The 17,560-nt window shown below is 40.4% G+C and carries 16 protein-coding genes and 2 pseudogenes; 14 read left to right on the top strand and 4 right to left on the bottom strand.

Going from position 1 to position 17,560, the window contains the following annotated elements; all coding sequences use genetic code 11:
* Positions 1–83 precede the first annotated feature (83 nt).
* From AC0L6R_RS05010 to AC0L6R_RS04975, 8 genes are all read left to right on the top strand, one after another.
* Positions 84–665: a YdeI/OmpD-associated family protein gene (locus AC0L6R_RS05010; protein WP_473270192.1), complete on the top strand. Its 582-nt coding sequence runs from the start codon at positions 84–86 to the stop codon at positions 663–665.
* A gap of 81 nt (positions 666–746) precedes the next feature.
* Positions 747–998, top strand: a complete 252-nt coding sequence (locus AC0L6R_RS05005; protein WP_283412936.1) for an FUSC family protein — start codon at positions 747–749, stop codon at positions 996–998.
* A 302-nt stretch (positions 999–1,300) separates the two neighbouring features.
* Positions 1,301–1,894, top strand: coding sequence for a hypothetical protein (locus AC0L6R_RS05000; RefSeq protein ID WP_473270191.1), 594 nt, complete (start codon positions 1,301–1,303; stop codon positions 1,892–1,894).
* A gap of 430 nt (positions 1,895–2,324) precedes the next feature.
* Entirely contained in the window at positions 2,325–3,707 is a 1,383-nt protein-coding gene (locus tag AC0L6R_RS04995; protein ID WP_473270190.1) for a glycoside hydrolase family 97 N-terminal domain-containing protein, read from the top strand.
* Between the two features lie 5 nt (positions 3,708–3,712).
* Complete coding sequence (locus tag AC0L6R_RS04990) at positions 3,713–4,240, top strand: glycoside hydrolase family 97 C-terminal domain-containing protein (protein WP_473270189.1); 528 nt, start codon at positions 3,713–3,715, stop codon at positions 4,238–4,240.
* 39 nt (positions 4,241–4,279) lie between these two features.
* The gene (locus AC0L6R_RS04985) at positions 4,280–5,167 is read left to right on the top strand and encodes a zinc-dependent peptidase (protein ID WP_473270188.1); all 888 of its coding nucleotides are present in this window, start codon (positions 4,280–4,282) and stop codon (positions 5,165–5,167) included.
* A gap of 28 nt (positions 5,168–5,195) precedes the next feature.
* Entirely contained in the window at positions 5,196–5,663 is a 468-nt protein-coding gene (locus AC0L6R_RS04980) for a hypothetical protein (protein ID WP_473270187.1), read from the top strand.
* 13 nt (positions 5,664–5,676) lie between these two features.
* Positions 5,677–6,213 carry a GRAM domain-containing protein gene (locus tag AC0L6R_RS04975; RefSeq protein ID WP_473270186.1) on the top strand — a complete coding sequence of 179 codons (537 nt, stop codon included), beginning with the start codon at positions 5,677–5,679 and terminating at the stop codon, positions 6,211–6,213.
* Between the two features lie 2 nt (positions 6,214–6,215).
* Here AC0L6R_RS04975 and AC0L6R_RS04970 read toward each other — a convergent pair whose 3' ends face one another.
* Together AC0L6R_RS04970 and AC0L6R_RS04965 are read right to left on the bottom strand one after the other, a co-directional pair.
* On the bottom strand, positions 6,216–6,731 hold the full coding sequence (locus tag AC0L6R_RS04970; RefSeq protein WP_283412930.1) for a hypothetical protein: 516 nt from the start codon (positions 6,729–6,731) through the stop codon (positions 6,216–6,218).
* A gap of 4 nt (positions 6,732–6,735) precedes the next feature.
* Positions 6,736–8,000, bottom strand: a pseudogene (locus AC0L6R_RS04965) (sulfite oxidase).
* Positions 8,001–8,385: 385 nt separating this feature from the next.
* On the opposite strand from AC0L6R_RS04965, the gene AC0L6R_RS04960 reads away from it, so the two are divergent.
* The 4 genes from AC0L6R_RS04960 to AC0L6R_RS04945 all read left to right on the top strand — a co-directional run bounded on the left by AC0L6R_RS04960 (position 8,386) and on the right by AC0L6R_RS04945 (position 13,438).
* Positions 8,386–9,030: an ABC transporter permease gene (locus tag AC0L6R_RS04960; protein WP_473270185.1), complete on the top strand. Its 645-nt coding sequence runs from the start codon at positions 8,386–8,388 to the stop codon at positions 9,028–9,030.
* The gene (locus tag AC0L6R_RS04955) at positions 9,011–10,126 is read left to right on the top strand and encodes an FtsX-like permease family protein (RefSeq protein ID WP_473270184.1); all 1,116 of its coding nucleotides are present in this window, start codon (positions 9,011–9,013) and stop codon (positions 10,124–10,126) included. Before AC0L6R_RS04960 ends, AC0L6R_RS04955 begins: the two co-directional genes overlap by 20 nt.
* Entirely contained in the window at positions 10,113–10,835 is a 723-nt protein-coding gene (locus AC0L6R_RS04950; protein ID WP_473270183.1) for an ABC transporter permease, read from the top strand. The genes AC0L6R_RS04955 and AC0L6R_RS04950 overlap by 14 nt, the downstream gene beginning before the upstream one ends.
* A gap of 272 nt (positions 10,836–11,107) precedes the next feature.
* Positions 11,108–13,438 (top strand): ABC transporter permease, encoded by a 2,331-nt coding sequence (locus AC0L6R_RS04945; protein ID WP_473270182.1) that lies wholly within the window; start codon positions 11,108–11,110, stop codon positions 13,436–13,438.
* Between the two features lie 328 nt (positions 13,439–13,766).
* On the opposite strand, the gene AC0L6R_RS04940 is transcribed toward AC0L6R_RS04945, so the two are convergent.
* Together AC0L6R_RS04940 and AC0L6R_RS04935 are read right to left on the bottom strand one after the other, a co-directional pair.
* The gene (locus tag AC0L6R_RS04940) at positions 13,767–14,375 is read right to left on the bottom strand and encodes a radical SAM protein (RefSeq protein ID WP_473270181.1); all 609 of its coding nucleotides are present in this window, start codon (positions 14,373–14,375) and stop codon (positions 13,767–13,769) included.
* The gene (locus tag AC0L6R_RS04935; protein ID WP_473270180.1) at positions 14,300–14,746 is read right to left on the bottom strand and encodes a hypothetical protein; all 447 of its coding nucleotides are present in this window, start codon (positions 14,744–14,746) and stop codon (positions 14,300–14,302) included. Before AC0L6R_RS04935 ends, AC0L6R_RS04940 begins: the two co-directional genes overlap by 76 nt.
* Before the next feature lie 523 nt (positions 14,747–15,269).
* On the opposite strand from AC0L6R_RS04935, the pseudogene AC0L6R_RS04930 reads away from it, so the two are divergent.
* A pseudogene (locus AC0L6R_RS04930) lies at positions 15,270–15,936 on the top strand (3-keto-disaccharide hydrolase).
* Positions 15,937–15,964: 28 nt separating this feature from the next.
* Positions 15,965–17,314 carry a Gfo/Idh/MocA family protein gene (locus AC0L6R_RS04925; protein ID WP_473270179.1) on the top strand — a complete coding sequence of 450 codons (1,350 nt, stop codon included), beginning with the start codon at positions 15,965–15,967 and terminating at the stop codon, positions 17,312–17,314.
* The last annotated feature ends 246 nt before the right edge of the window (positions 17,315–17,560 follow it).

Genomic DNA, 17,560 nt, shown 5'->3' with positions numbered 1-17,560 from the left:
TTTATTGGCCAAAATAATCTTTAAATTTTAGAATATCTTTTAGGTCACCTCAAATACCCAATCCTTAGACAATTGAAAAAATAATGCCTAACAAGGAACCAGAAACATATTGCCCTACCAGCCGAACAGATTGGCGTGAATGGTTAATAAGAAATCATCATTCACAGCAGTCTGTTTGGCTTGTATATTATAAAGCATCATCAGAAGTTACTACCCTAAGTTGGAGCGAGGCAGTTGATGAGGCGCTTTGTTTTGGTTGGATTGATAGCACCAGAAGGCCAATTGACAGTGAGAAATTCATGCAGTATTTCAGCAAGCGAAAGGCAAAAAGTAATTGGTCCAGGATAAATAAGGATAAAGTAAAAGCTTTAATTGATCAAGGACGTATGACGGAAGCAGGCTATAAAAGTATTGAAGTTGCCAAAGAAAATGGGTCTTGGGAAATTTTGGATGAAATTGAAGCTTTGGTAATTCCGGAAGATTTAAAGAAAGAACTAGCGAATCACAAAGGTGCCTTTGAGTACTTCGATAGTCTTAGTAAATCCAACAAGAAGCTATTACTGCATTGGGTGCTTTCTGCCAAAAGACCAGAAACAAGGCAAAAGAGAATTGCGGAAATTGCGGAAAGTGCTCGTGATAATCTGAAACCTAAGCAGTTTAGGTAATAGAACTTTATCTATTGAAATTTGCTCTTGAGTTACCACGCATAAGTCTTATTTTTCTAACCATAATCAGAAAACTACCAAATGACAAAAGAAGAACTATCTGCATTAACAGATCAGGAACTGCTAGACAAGGCTAAAAAAACGAAAACGAATTCCTTGATAAATGCGCTTTTTATTGGGGTTATGATTGGGGTGATAATTTTTAGCATCTGGAAAAACACCATAGGGTTATTCACTTTAATCCCGCTGATTTTTGCATTCAAGCTATTCAATAATTCTAAAAATGATAAAGCTTTAAAAGAGCTTTTAAAAGAACGGAAGTTGAATTACTAATGTCGTATCAAATCCGGTTTTTTAGAATATGTAGATCTGGATAGCGGACCTAAGCTCAATTAGTCTACTTGGTCTTGCTATTTTAGAATTCCGTAAATTCCCAGCTAAACATAACATATAGATTCTTTATTATATGTCGACCTTCTTCCCTGCCAGTAGGGAACTCAAAGCAATAAAAACGGAAGCTTAAGCAAGCATTGGGGCAGCTTCGGTCATCAGTCTTCAGGCCAGCAAACGAAGATGTTACTGCTACTGGCATCATTGCAGATATGTAATTACTAATAAATCATAACTCATAAAGTATGTGGTGGCAATATCTTTTGGTATTTATAGGTGCACTTTTATTTGATATCGTCCCTTTTCCGTTTCTGCCGGCATTTACGATTATGGTTTTCCTCCAAATCATATTTAAGCTCAATATCTGGTTGGTAGTGGTGATAGGTGTGGTGGGATCTGTTTTAGGCAGGTATATTCTTCTGCTCTATACCCCATTTCTTGCCAAGAAATACCTGAAAGAGTCTAAGAATAATGACATTCAGTTTCTTGGGGAAAAAATGAAAGAGAATGTGTGGAAGGGACAACTGTTGGTGCTTGTTTATTCCTTGTTGCCACTTCCCACCACTCCGCTATTTCTGGGTGGAGGGATTTCAAAAATCCCACCCAAGTATATTATTCCTGCTTTCCTGATAGGCAAATTTACTAGCGATACGCTTGCCTTGTTTTTGGGTGCCTATGCTGCAGAAAATGTGCAGGCTATAATCGATAATGCGGTTTCTTGGAAATCATTGGCAAGTCTATTATTAGCCTTTTTCCTGCTTTTTTGCCTATTTTTTATCGACTGGCGGACTCTGATAAAAACCAAGAAATTGGTTTTCAATTTTAAGGTCTTTAAGTAGCTAAGGAATTTGGTGTTAATATAAAACCAATAAGGCTCTATTAATTCTTTAAACTGATAAGGTGTACCAGTGAATTATTCAGGTTTTTGCCTAACAACTCTTTAAGATATTTTTCTCCTAATCTACCTGTAAAGGAAAATAACATTAACTCAAGAATGTGTTGGAATGTAAATAGGATCAGGTGCGAAAAGAAAACCGTTGATCCGGCAACGGCGAGGAATTTCATTCTTTTTTATTGAAATAAAACTACAGATCAACTGGCTGAAATCCAGTACTGTTGTAGCTAAGAAACCATGTATTTTTTATAAAGGACAAGTTGCTTTTGATAAAACCTTAGCCGCTGTTGATTTTAAGATTTTGTATGTTTATCCTTTAGACTTTCTGCTACTATTTGCTGAAAGATGAATTTCCCTAACCGGCCAATCTATTTATGAAACTTATACCTAGCCTGCTGATAGCGGCAGCTGTTTTCTTATCTTCCTGCACTTCTGATGAATTCCTGGATTTTCGATCACCGAATGATGATTTGAGAATCAGCCTACTTAATGCCTCAAATGAAAGTTCATTCCTAGCGGTTTTCAAAGGAGATACTTTACTCAAGGAGTCCACATTAGGGTTGATGGTAAATGGTATTGATTTTACTCGAGATGTAGTTATTTCTGAACTATCCAGTGATGAATTTGATGAAACTTGGGAAACGGTCAACGGCAAGCAGAAATTGGTGAGAAATCATTACAATGAATATCAGGTAAAAGTAAGTAAGCTGGATCAACCTCAATATTTTTATGAACTCGTAGTTAGAATTTACGACAAAGGTTTTGCTTACCAGTATGTCTTTTCAAAGGATGCTATAGGTGATAGTTTACAAGTCGAAAAGGAATTGACAGAACTCAATTTCCAGCGTGATTTTGACTATTGGGCTTACAATCATGAGCATCACAACCTAGGACCGATACGTCGTTCAGCGAAACGTATGGAGAAAGTGGAGCCACCCTTTGTGATGCAGTTTAGCTCAGACAGTTTTCTTGCTATTCATGAGGGAGCTATTTTGGATTTGGCTCCATTTTCCATCAACGCCTCTTCCAATACCAATTCCTTACAATTCAACACATCCTATTCCAGCCAATCCAATGCCTTCAGCACTTCGTGGAGGGCATTTATGCTAGGTGAAAGAGTAGGTGATTTAGTGGAGTCTGACTTGTTGGTAAATCTGAATGAACCGAATAAAATCGAAGATACTTCATGGATAAAGCCGGGTAGGTCGATGTGGGATTGGCGAGTCTGGGGATACACGGCTGAAGATGGTTTTGTATATGGTCCAAATACAGAATCTCACAAAAGAATGATTGAATTCGCATCTGAAAACAATGTTCAATACATGCTTATAGATGCAGATTGGTATGGTTCTGAGTTCAGTGATGCATCCGATCCGACGACATCAAAGGAGGGGATTGACATCGTAGAATGCATGGAATATGCAAAGGCCAAAAATATAGGGATCATCCTATATCTTAATGATATTGGTGCTAAGAAATTTGGATTGGAAAGAGTCCTGAAACAGTTTTCGGATTGGGGGGCTAAGGGTGTGAAATATGGATTTATGAAAGGTACACCAGAAGATAAAGTGGAGCAAACTCGAAAGGTGGTAGAATTGTGTGCCAAGTATAAGCTCATGGTGGATTTCCATGACAGTCCAATCGCTCCAAGCGGAGATCGAAGGACCTACCCAAATCTTGTCACCAAGGAGTTTGGACATTCTCAGTCAGATGCCAAACGATCCTATTTCCTGAAACGGCGGTTAATCAACCGTTGATCAACATGATTGCAGGTCCTTTGGATCTTTGCAATGGTTGGTTTAGTTTGAATTCTGCGCATATCGGGCGTTCAAAAGTTTTTGAAGAAATTCCAGGTACAGTGGTAGCTGAAGTCGCCAAATTAATTACAATTTACACCGGATGGGCTGTGCTGCCCGATAGTCCCGAAGAATATAAGAAGAAGGATGATCTCTTTGAAATCATACGAAGAATGCCTGGTCAATACGATAGTTTCAAAGTCTTGGATGCGAAATTGGACGAGTATGTGAGTATAATTCGACAGTCAGGAGATGATTGGTTTATAGGGTCACTTACCAACAGAGAAGCTAGAACGCTTACTTTGGATTTCGGTTTTTTGCCAGAGGGAGGGAAGTATAAGGCTACACTTTATGAAGATGCAGCTGACTCCCATTTTCTGGAAAATAAGGAATCGTATACCATTAAGAATTTGGAAGTTGATTCAGAAAGTAAGCTCGAAGTGAAACTAGCTGCAGGAGGTGGGCATGCCGTGCATCTCGTGAAGATGAATTAGTAAGAAACTTATACGTTAATAATTCAAAACCATACTCTCTTGTTCACCAAAATTTTAGTCGGGTTATTCATCGCTCTAATTTTGTATTTGCTTTTTCGTCCAAAGAAAATAAAAAGTGGATATGATGCGCCGGAAGTATTTCCTGAGAAATGGAGACTTTATCTCCTTCAGGAAGTGAATTTTTACGCTTCACTGGACGACGAGGATAAAGCTATTTTTGAAGCCGATATTCTACGTTTTTTAAAACGAGTGAGGATCACCGGTATCAAAACTACGGTGGATGATGAAGATCGGCTTTTAGTGGCCAGCAGTGCTGTTATCCCGGTATTCGCCTTTCCCGATTGGGAATACAGCACTTTGCACGAGGTGCTCTTATATCCGGATTTATTTACGGAGAAATATGATTTTAGCGAGCAGGAAAGGAATATTTCAGGTATGGTGGGAAGTGGTGGTGTGATGCACCATGTGGTGATTTTTTCCAAGCCTGCATTACATCAGGGGTTTGAGAATGCCAGTGATAAAATGAATGTAGGAATTCATGAATTTGTGCATTTGTTTGATAAGCAGGATGGAGATATCGATGGTATCCCAACGATAATTATGAAGAATCAGGCCGTGTTGCCTTGGCTGCATTTGATCTCTGAGAATACGAAGGAAATGCTGTCTGGAAGAAGCGATATCAATATCTACGGAGCAACAAATAAGCAGGAGTTTCTGGCTGTTGCAAGCGAGTACTTTTTTGAGCGACCCACGCTTTTCAAAGAAAAACATCCTGAATTATATGAGGTTCTATCTGAAGTTTTTCAAACCGATTTAGCAACTAGTCAGAATGGTGATAATACTTTGAAAAGAACGATCGGGAGAAATGATCCTTGTCCCTGTGTTAGTGGAAAGAAGTTTAAGGACTGTTGTATGAGTCAAGATTAATTATCTTAGTTGGGTAAAACTGAAATCCATGAAAAAACTTGTCCTAATTCTCGCGCTGACGCTGTGCTTTGATTGCTTTTCACAGGAGATAGAAAAGACAGAAGTAGCAGCTGTAACCGCTGTGGTCAATCAGTTTTTTGAGGCCTTAGAAAAGCAGGATACTGTTTTATTAAAGCAAGTGGCTTCTATGGAGGGGCAGATTTGGACGGTTAATAATACCGTAAGTCCAGCCAGACAGCGAATGAGGTCATTTAGTGATGATTTGAAGACTCTCATTTCTCAGAATTCCTATCTGGAAACGCCCTTGAGCATGGATGTGAAAATTCATAAAGGCATGGCCATGGCTTGGGTTCCCTATGAGTTTAGGCTGAACGGAGAGTTCTCGCATTGCGGCGTGGATGTCTTCACCTTGATCAAGAAGGAAGAAGCTTGGCAGATTATTTTTCTTTCCTACACGATTGAAAAAGAGAGTTGTGAACAATTGAAGACTAAATAATAATTGATAATAGATGAAAACTGAATTTCTCCAAATTAGTTGGAATAAGAGACTGGTCCAATTTGCGATTAACGGTGGTGCTTTTGGTCTGCTCCTTTTTTTAACCCAGTTTTTCCTGGATAGAGAAGCCTTGAGTTTGAAAATTATCCTGTTTCAAAGTGTGTTTTTTGGAGCATTTATGACTTTAGTATTTCCTTATCTTTTTGGGAAATTTGCAGTTAGCCTTGGGAATAATATTAACCCTGACTTGGATCTTAATGAGGAAATTGAATCTCTAGGTCCGGCAAATTTATTTCGTGGAAAAGAAGCCGTAGGAGGAAAGCTTTTCCTGACGAATGAGAAGTTGATTTTTAAATCCCATAAACTCAATATCCGCACTGGGCAAACAGATATTTTATATGAGGCTATTCAGGGATATCAGGAGAGAAAAACGGCGAAATTGATTGACAATGGCTTGCACATTATCACCATTGATGGCAGTGAATATAATTTTGTGGTAGATAACAGGGATACTTGGATAGAAAAAATTCAAGGGAAGTTGAACTTGTAATTTCAATCCTTTAACTCATACCATTCTATACCAGTCAGTGGAACTCGTCTCCCCTTCGGAGCTTCCGGAGCATAGTTTGCGGCCAGATAATCTAAAATCATAGCCTCATTTCCGCCAAGATCCCATAATCCTTGAGTCTCCTGCATCCATTCAATCTTTGAATGCCAACCTTCACGGGTAAAGCGATTCTGGAGAATCAGGGCACTGGAGTGACATGCAGTGCAATTCGCTTTCACTAGCTCCAATCCATCTCCCGCTAGTAAGCCAGTTTCCACATCCTTTCCATCCACTAGTTCAGTAGAAAAATCCGTTAATGGCGCTGGATTTTCTTCGGAAGTTTCGGAAGTCAAAGAGTTAAGTCTTGCAGAAATTTCAGGTTGAAATAGGACTGATAAAACCAGCCCCACGAGTATGATGACCACACCCACCAAACCAGCTACGGATTTGATCAGTCCATTGAAAAGCTTTTCCTTCTCCTGAGTAGAATTTGAAATCTTATTTTCAGGTACGTTTTTCATGGCCTTAGCTAACTTTTACTGCAATTCTATGACAGGCATTATTTAGGTAGCCTTTAGGATTCCATCAGGAATCACCATAGGCTGGGAGATTCCTTGATCGTCAGTTGCTTTTGCCCAGATCTCGTAATACCCAGTCTGTGGAAAGTTTAATTCTATGGACCATTGTTGCCACGCAAGTCTGTTGACAGGTTTTTTTAAACTGCATTTTTTCCAAGTTGCGCCGAAATCTGTACTTACTTCCATCGTACTCACTTCATGCTCGCCCGCCCAGGCATGTCCCTGAACCATGAGCTTCTTGGAAGTGTCGAACATTGCCCCCGATTTTGGATAGGTAATGATTGACTTTACGGGCATGGATTCTATAATTTTCATATCCTCGTCAGGAACTTCCTGTCCCGGAGCTACAGGATATTTGGGTACTCTATAAGAATCACCCATCATTTTTTCACCATCGTGGACCTGATTTCTTACCACCAGTTTATGCAGCCATTTTCCTGAAACAGAAGCGGGCCAACCTCCACAAACCAAGCGAAGTGGATAGCCATGTTGTAGAGGAATATCTTTTCCGTTTAATGCCCAAGCCAGGAGTGTTTCATCCTGCAAAGCTTTTGACATCGGAGCGCCTCGGGAGATCACAACCTTGTTTGGATCTCCATTGAGATGTTTATCCTTGCCGTAATAACCAACATAAACCGCATCTGACTTGAGGCCTACATCCGCCAACACATCTTTCAGTCTTACTCCAGTCCATTCCGAGCAATATACAGCTCCTTCTTCCCATTGATTTCCGGATGCTGGAGGGTAAAAACCTGCTCGACCGTTTCCACCACATTCAAGTGTGAGCTGGTAAGTGTAGGATTTGAATTTCTTTTTAAGCTCGTCGAGCGTGTAGGTTTTTTCCTTTACCACCGATTCTCCTCCTATGGTAAGCGTCCAACTTGCTGCATCGACATCTTCTGGAATCAGCCCATTATTTCTAATGAAAATACTGGCGAAAGGAGTGACTGCATCATTCAAAAGATGAGGAGCTGGCTCTACATTCCAAGGTTTTTCATTGCGTATGATCATGCCATCATTCTTTCCTTTCATAGGATCAAAATCTGCCAGAAGGGCGATAGGAATGTAGTCCTTTGGCATAGATAACGCATGGACTATGTCTGTCCCAAGCATAGCGGACAAAGCAGCAAGTGAGCTTTTCTGCAAAAATGCGCGTCTATCTTGGGTTAGGTTGAGTTTTTTATTTGGGCTGTTCTTGTCAGTTTTTGACATGGGTAGAGGCTAGGGAAAAGTGATGAAAAGTAAAATTAAAAATCTTGCCGACTAATGCCTTACTAAGGGCGGGGCAATTCGGTAATTTCTGATTCATAACGCCCATTTTTTATTTCAAGAGGTGATGAGGCTGATATTCCTAAAAATACGTGGCCCAGTGTCTGGTTTGCCAATCTATATAAAGTGTACTTTGCCCACGAGCGGACAAAAATGTCCGATTGATTTTTTGAAAACACGCTTTATGTGTCAATTTCGGGCTGTTTCAACTGTTTTTTACTGGCACAGATATTTGATAGCAGGGATAAGGAATTCTATGTTCAGTAGATTGATGAAGTAAGTCCAGGACAAAGGTCTCCTCCAAGATTAAAACCTAACACTATTTCCTATGTGGAAGAACTATTTTAAAATCGCAATCCGTAACCTTTCTAAAAACAAGCTGCACACCGGAATCAATTTGATTGGGCTTTCTTTAGGTCTTGGGGTAAGTATTTTGATTTTCTTTTTTGTTCAGTTTGAAAGCGGTTTTGATACTTTTCACCAAGAAAGTGAGCAGATATTCAGGATAGAAAGACATCAGGTAGAAGAAGGAGGGGATTTAACCTCGTTTTCTACACCTATTATCGCAGCGCCAACTTTTGAGAGTGAGTTTTCTCAGGTACAATATACCACCCGGATGATAGGGGGCTCAGCTCAGGCTTACCTAGATGATGAAACCACACAGAACCAAAGCTTTTTGATGGTGGGAGCAGATTTTTTGGAGATTTTTAGTTTTCCATTACTTCAGGGGACCAAAGAGCAAGTATTGCAGGATAAGTTTGGAGTAGTCATCACGGAGGAGGTTTCCAAAAAATACTTTGGAGATGACAATCCAATCGGTAAATCCATTCGGATGAGAATGGGAGACAACTTTGAAGAGTACCAAGTAACTGGACTTTTGAAAGATTTGCCAACAAATTCCAGTATCCAGTTCGAGATGCTGATAAACGATCAAAGCCTGGATTTTAGTGTAGATGAGGATAGTCAAAACTAAGTCGTTCAATGTTTATGGCGATACCTATTTGAAGCTCAATGCAGGGCAAACAAAGGAGTCTGTAGAAGCCGGTGTCGAGGCGATGATGAAGAAAGTACTGGGAGAGGAATATGTAGAAGGTGAATACGTATTCACGCTGCAGCCTATTTCGGAGATGCATCTAACTGAAAGTTCGAATTATGGTATGATAGAAGCTACCAGACCGACATTACTATGGATTCTAGCTGGAATTGCCTTCTTAATATTGTTGATTGCCTGTATCAATTTTACCACCATGGCTATCGGGCGCTCTACCACTCGTGCGAAGGAAGTCGGCGTACGTAAAACTATGGGAGCAGACTTTGGACAGCTCGTTTTCCAGTTTTTGACGGAGGCATTTTTGACTACACTTGCAGCATTGATCTTAGGGTTGATTCTGGCAGAAACTTTAATTCCGACGTTTTCTAATGATTTGTTTGAAAAGGAATTGTCATTGGTCTATGGACCTGTTCAAATCCTGATTTTAGTAGGGTTGGTGATTTTGATTACTGCGATGGCTGGAGCCTATCCTGCGTTTTTCATGTCCAGTTTGAAGCCCATCAAAGTACTGAAAGGGAATCTCTCTATACGTTTTGGGAAGCAAGCCCTAAGAAAAGGACTGGTGGCTTTTCAATTCTTTATTCCGTTCTTAATGATCGCCTCAACGCTGATTATGGTGAATCAGATGGAGGCTATACGAGATTATGATTTAGGCTTCGATCAAAATATGGTGGTGTTAGTCGATATTCCAGAGGTGCCGAGTACCAGCTTTGTAAAGTCGATCAACGAAGGTTTTTCGCAAGCCGAACTGTACAGACAAGCATTGCAGAAGAGATCAGAAGTCCAATCCGCAGGAATTACAATCGCCACTTATGGAGACGATGCATTTTGGGACGGAGGTTTTCCCACGCCTGAAGACGAGCAATTTAATTTTCGATTAAACTTTGTGGGCGGTGAATATGTAGAAACTTTGGGCCTTGAGATAGTAAAAGGACGCGATTTGAATCCAACGCCAGGGTCCGATAGCAGTGCAGTGTTCATCAACCGAAACTTTTGCCAAAGCCATGAATTGGGATGATCCATTGGGAGAACTGCTGCCAAGCAAGAGAATCGGTAATCATGAAATCGTAGGTGTAGTGAAGGACTTCAACCACAACTCACTTTATAAAGATATTGAACCCATTATTCTTGCGAAAAGCCCAGAGACTATATTCAGTGGTATCAATATGCTGATGATTCACTCTGCTACAAACCCTAAGGTGATGGTGAAAGGGCATGGTTCTGACTTTGAATCATTCAGAATCATGCTGGAAAATGAATGGGAGCAAGTGTTTCCTTTGGAAGCGTTTAGTTTCAGTTTCTTGGATGAGACAGTTCAAAAGCAATACGTTGCAGATGAACGCTTAGGCAAAATGGTGTTTTTGGCGGCTTGTGTAGCTATTCTAATAGCTGCAATGGGATTGTTTGCCATGGCTGCTTTGAGTATAGCAGGTCGTACAAAAGAGATAGGAATTCGGAAAGTACTAGGAGCTTCCAGCTGGAGTATTTCGTGGATGTTTAATAAGGAATTTCTTGTAATTACCGTATTGGGAGTTTTGGTTGCTCTGCCACTGAGTTTGTACTTTATGCAAAGCTGGATAGCTCAGTTTGCTATAAAATCCTGGCCTTGCTGGCTTAATTTTACGGTTTTGGGCATTGCTGGAATACTATTTACATTACTGATTGTATCTGCGCAGTCGTATCGTGCTACTCAGATGAATCCGGTGAAGACATTGAAAGATGAATAGGGGGGGAAGTACGAAGTATGAAGTAAAAAGTGAAAAGTAAAAAGTAAAATGTAGAAACTAAAAAGTGGTAAGTTTTTAGAATCAGGGTTTTAGTGTAGGGGGTATATAGTTGAAAATCAATTTTATTATGAATCTAAAATCTAAAATCTAAAATCTAAAATTTAAAATCTTCCAATTTTTCAATCCATATAGAACATGCTAAAAAACTACTTCAAAATCGCCTGAGAAATCTCCGTAGAAATAAGCTAAGAGCAACAATCCATATTTTGGGTTTGTCGATTGGCATTGCGATCTGCTTTTTGATTTTCAATGTGGTGACGCATTCCTATAGTTTTGATCAGTTCCATGTTGATAAGGATAGGATTTTCCGAATTAATACCCTTACTGATTGGGGAGATGGAGGGAGTTTTCCTAATTCGGGGACTCCAGGTCCACTGGGAGAAGCGATTAAAGAAGAAATTTCTGGAATTGAGGAAAAAGGCCGGCTCTACACCATGTATGAGGTTTTAGTGGCTTTGCCAAATACAAATAAAGTATTTGGAAGGTCTAGTGAAGTCACATTTGCTGATCCTGGCTTCTTTAAAATTTTCCCAAGGAAATGGCTAGCGGGCAATCCTGAAACGGCACTTTTACAGCCAGAATCTTTGGTGATCTCAGAGGAAAGTATGCATAAATACTTTCCCGGTTCGGTAGCTTCAGATGTATTAGGTCAGGAATTGATGTTTGTGGATTCGGATTCCATCTATGCAAAAGTCACAGGAGTTGTAGCTAGTTATACAGACAATACGGACTTTATCTTCAATGATTTTATTTCTTACAGCACCATAAGAACGCAAGAGCAAATCGAATGGTATGGTCTGCATGACTGGACTTCGGTGAATTCGAGCAGTCAGCTTTTTGTCAAACTCGCTCCTGAAGTGTCCCCTGAATCTGTGGATGCAGCTTTTCAGCCATTGATAGAAAAAAACATGGAATCTGAAGAAGATGGTAAATACGCCACGAGCTTTTTCACTGAACCACTTTCAGAGATGCATTTTCAGCCAAATTATGGAAGTACTCACGTTTCCAAAACATTCCTAAATGGCTTAATTTTTATAGGTATGATTATCCTGGTGCTGGCTACCTTGAATTTTGTGAATTTGGAAACAGCTCAAGCGATCAGCCGATCTAAGGAAGTTGGCATACGGAAGACGATTGGAGGAACGCGATTTCAATTAATTTCCCAGTTTCTCGCAGAGACATTTATGATTATTTTGATTAGCACTATACTAGCTCTAGGCATAGTAGAAGGGCTGAAATTGCTGTTTTCAACTTACTTACCGAGGGATTTCAGGATTGAATACTTCTCACTTCCAAACATGCTGTTTTATGCAGCATTCCCACTACTATTAACGCTGATCACGGGGATTTATCCTGCTTTGATCCTGTCCAACTATGATCCTCAGCGCGCCTTGAAAGGGGAAGTGATCAGAAGTGGAAAGTTCTCTTTGGGGGTGTTTTTGAGAAAAAATCTTACCGTCATTCAATTATCATCTTCCATTGCTTTCATTATTCTAGTGATGGTATTGAACTACCAACTCAATTTTGTGACTAGCCAGCCACTTGGATTCGATAAGGAAGCTGTGATGTACGCCAGACTGCCATTTATGTCTGATCCGGATAAAATGCTGCAACTCCAGAATCGCTTCAATCAGGAAGCAATCGTGAAGGGTGCAAGTCTAAGCGGTAGCCTTGTATCGTCTACGAGCCTTTGGACTTCAGATGTCAAAATACCTGTGGACACCACAGAAAAAGAGATGTACATTCAGGTGATGAATGTGGATTTCTCTTTTGTGAAAGTAAATGGAATTCCTCTGCTGGCTGGTACTGATGCAATAGACAGAGTGGATGAGATATTGGTAAATGAGCAGTTTGTCAAAGAAGCAGGGTTTGGAACTGCGGAGGCTGCCGTAGGTTCAGAAGTCACCTATAGCCAAGAGAAAGTGAAGATTATTGGTGTGGTTGCAGATTTTCATTCAAGGACTTTGCGTGAAGAAATTCGTCCCTTATTGTTTACCTACAATCCAGAATATTTTCAGTCAGTGAACGTGAAGCTGAATTCAGACCAAAATCTGGCGATTGCTAAGGAGAGATTGGAGCAGATCTATCTGGAAGTCTATCCATACGAAACTGCCTCGTTCAACTTTCTCGATGCTCAAATCGATAGGTTTTATCAGGAAGATGTGAAAATCAAAAATGTACTGGGTTTTGCTTGTGGTTTGGCGATTTTGATTTCCTGTCTGGGATTATTTGGACTTTCCAGTTTTACCATTGCTCAGCGTACTAAAGAGATTAGCATAAGAAAAGTATTGGGAGCTACTCTACAGCAGATTCTTTTCCTGATTTCAAGAGAGTATATGAGCTTAGTGGGAGTTTCATTCCTAATTGCAATATTCCCTGCATATTATTTCCTCAATGATTGGCTAAAAGGATTCAATACCCGGGTAGATATGCCTTATCTGTTATTTGTTGCTGCAGGCTTAGGAGTGATGGCGATTTGCTTGCTTATAGTCGGAATTCATTCTTATATAGCTTCGCAAACTCAATCCTTCCAAAGTGCTTAAGAGCGAGTGATTCGATTCGTGGTTTTTGATGTCGGATGTCGGATTGAAATCCCCCTAACCCCCTTTGTAAAGGGGGAATTGCCTCAATTGAACTTCAATCAGATCTACTAAGCTTTGTCACCTTTGAAATTTAAGCTTATAGGTACTTCTGAGCCAATTCCCCTTTTTTAAGGGGACAGAAGAAGGAGCTTTGAGACTACTTGGACTCTTGTACATAATACTTTGTACTTATCTATTCTAAAACAAATTCAAATTCCCGCCACGTCTGAACTTGCTTAGATCAAATTCAGGCATAGTTCTGCCCGCGAAATATTTTCGTTGGGAGGTCTTATACAGTTGATTGATCATCTCGGCGACTTTGCCTTCTCCCCGCATCCCGCCTTCCGAAATCCGAGTCATTCAGCTGACCGCCATGCACGGATTTTATTTGAGCGATGACTTTTGGAGCTCTATCTGGGAAGTTTTTGTAGATCCAGTCTTCAAAGATCTGCCCCACACTTCCATTCAGTCTGACCATTGTCATTCCTGCCATAAGAGCGCCATGCTCGGCAGCAGCTTTGAGAATGGCTGGGACCTCATGATCTGTGAGCCCTGGAATAATTGGAGCGCACATGACCCCAACGGGAACTCCAGCTTTTGAAAGCTCCTCAATAGTTTGGAGTCGCTTTGCTGCATTGGCAGTTCGTGGCTCCATCGCCCGTCTCACATTTTCATCAAGTGTAGTGATAGAGATATAGACCTTAATTAGCCTGTCTTCCGCCAGATCCTTTAGCAAATCAAGATCCCTGAGAATTAGGCTGTTTTTGGTGATCATTCCTACGGGATGGCGGTATCGGGCAAATACTTTCAACAAACTTCGGGTCATCTCCTTCTTTCGCTCCAGTGGTTGATAGCAATCCGTATTGCCCGAAGAGTACTGATAGGAGCAGGTTGCCATTTGGGGCTTAGCAAGTGAAGCTTTTCAAGCAATTGGGAAGCATTTTCTTTGATGATGATTTTGCTCTCAAAGTCTAACCCAGCATCGAAACCATAATATTCATGTGTATTTCGGGCATAGCAATAGCTACATCCATGCTCACAACCCTGATAAGGATTGAGCGAATAAATCATTCCCACATCAGGACTAGTGACCTTATTTACGATGGTCTTCGAATGTTCATGAAAAATTTTAGTCTGCGGAGATTGAATTAAAGGTTCGTCAATTCCCTCGATATGCTCGCTTACGTAACGGTTATTTAGGAATTTATTATCTGGTTTGATCTGAGAACCACGCCCCTTGAAATAGTTTTCTGCCTCTGTTTTCTCCATTTGCAATCAATATACTGGCAGTTTAGCTTACGAACAAGAAGATCAAATGATCCGGACGCAAGGTGTCAGATGAATGAGTTAGTAATGGATTTGAGTAGTCTGTTGTTCGCCCCCCATCGGGGTCAATGGGTTAAATAATTACTACGATTTGCCCTAGGTTGCACCCAAAGCTATTTATGGTTTAATTTTTCCATGATCATAGCATCGTATTGGAGAATTTTGGATTAATCACCACGAAGTAATCATCTCTTTCAATCCTTGTGTGTCTTGGTCTACTAATTTATGGACCTGAAATTTTCATGGATTTAGAGAAATGAAAGGCCTGCTTTCCGGATTTTATACTTTTTACTGGCAGGGTGCTACTCAGCCTTTTCCCATTCCATCTTTTCCGAAAAAATCAATAAATACCCATAGGTGTAAATAAAAATTTTAATTAAGTCAAATCGCTGAAAATTGGAGTGAAAGGTTAAATTGCACTCTGGTTTTAAAGAATGAGTAAACTATTAGCTTCAAAAATCCTCTTATGTCCAAATCTAATTCTGTCTTTGTACCGACAATTTACGCTTTTGCGGCCGCCTTTTTTTCCTGCAGTTCACAGAAAAGAAATACTGATAAAGGCTTTGTTTCACTTTTTAATGGGGAAAATCTTGACGGCTGGGTAGGCAATAAGACTTCCTACCGGGCAGAGAACGGTATGATAGTCATTGACCCAAAAGGCACTGGTGGAGGAAATCTCTTCACTGAAAAGGAATATGGAGATTTTGTATTTCGCTTTGAGTTTCAATTGACTCCGGGAGCTAACAATGGCTTGGGAATCCATGCGCCTTTGGAAGGAGATGCTGCCTATGTAGGTAAGGAATTGCAGATTTTGGATAATACGGCAGATAAATTCGCAGACCTGCAAGAATACCAGTACCATGGCTCGGTATATGGCGTAATAGCGGCTCAGCGTGGTTTTTTGAAGACCTGTAGGAGAATGGAACACGCAGGAAGTAATTGTAAATCATCCTCACATAAAAATTATTCTGAATGGAGAGACGATAGTGGATGGGGACTATTTAGAAGCGAGCAAAAATGGTACAAAAGACCACAAAGATCATCCAGGATTGCAGCGCAGCTCTGGGCATATCGGCTTTTTAGGCCATGGGGATGTAGTCCGTTTTAAAAATATCAGTATCAAAGAATTATAAAATAACCCAGTAAAAAATTTACCGAAACATGAGTAAAAATATAGAAAGTATAGACCGTAGGGAGTTTGTCAAGAAGAGTGGTTTAGGCTTATTGACTGCCGCTCTAGCACCGTCATTTTTAGCCAATTTGAAAGCTGGAGAGCGTTTGAGAACTGCGCACATCGGTCTTGGAAGTATGGGGATGGCTGATTTGGGAGCCATTGCATCCCATGAATTAGTAGATGTAGCTTTCCTATGTGATGTGGATAGCGAAAATCTGGCGAAAGCTCATGCACTACATCCGAACGCAAAGATCTATACTGATTATAGAATCATGCTGAAGGACATGAAAAACGAGATCGACGCAGTAGTAGTGTCTACTCCAGACCACACCCATGCACCTGCTTCCTTGATGGCAATGAAAATGAACAAGCCTGTTTATTGTCAAAAGCCATTGACTCACCATGTGTCAGAGGCTCGTAAAATGAAGAAAATTGCAGAAAAGAAGAACCTCGTCACCCAAATGGGAATTCAGGTTCATTCTTTCTATGATTATAAGCTTGCCACGCTATTAATTCAGTCTGGGATTATTGGTAAAGTTCATACAGTTCGTGCTTGGTCTCCTAAAAATTGGGGGTATGATGGTCCAGAACCAACGGGATCTGATCCTGTGCCAGCTACATTGGACTGGAACTTATGGCAGGGGACTGCTCCTGAAAGACCATTTAAGGAAGGCTATTATCACCCAGGAAACTGGAGAAAAATAATGGATTATGGTTGTGGTACACTAGGAGATATGGGAGTCCATATTTTTGATACTCCATACAATGCGCTTCAGCTTGATGTACCTGAGACTATTCTCAATGAATGCCGTCTATCAACAGGTTTTGGATTTCCAGAGCACAATATGGTGACTCACGAATTTCCCGGTACAGAATATACTGCTGAGAAACTTAAGTGGATATGGTACGATGGACCAGGAGCACCTTCTGAGCATCCAGATTTGAAGCTTCCAAATGGTGATGAATTACCTGATCAGGGAGCGATGTTTATGGGAGACAAGGGGAGATTACTTTTGCCTCACTTCCAGCAGCTTCCACGTAAAATTGTGGACGGAAAGTACGTGGAGATGGATATTGAATCTTTCAATTTAGGCAAACCAGTGAAGGATTACGAGGGAGAAAGCAAAAAGCATTACCATCAGTTCGTAGATGCATGTATGGGCAAAGCGGAAACTAGTGCGCCATTCTCTTATGCTGCCCGATTAACTGAGACGATTTTGCTTGGTGTGATTGCAGGTAGATTCCCAAATCAAACACTTCACTGGAATAGCAAAAAAGCCAAGTTCGATGAGAAGGAAGCAAATGAGTTCTTGAAAGGGAAGTATCGCAAATTCTAGTAACAAAACAATAGTATCAAGACATAAGATTATAGATTCAAGAGTTGAGAGCCAAGTATTGAGAATAAAGAATCAAAAGTCAAGGTTTTAGTAAGGGTAGTAAGTGTCAGTCCGAGCGGAGTCGAGGACCTTTCAATTACGTTTAAGTGTTCAATACGCGATACTTATAGCTTGGGACGCTTGCTTTGATATTTGACATTATACTTGAACATTGAATTTGAAACTTGAACATTGATAATTTGTTTT

The sequence above is a fragment of the Algoriphagus sp. 10J20-15 genome (assembly GCF_055809615.1).
Note: the sequence above shows the minus strand (reverse complement) of the source record. Positions and strands in the feature narration are given on the sequence as shown.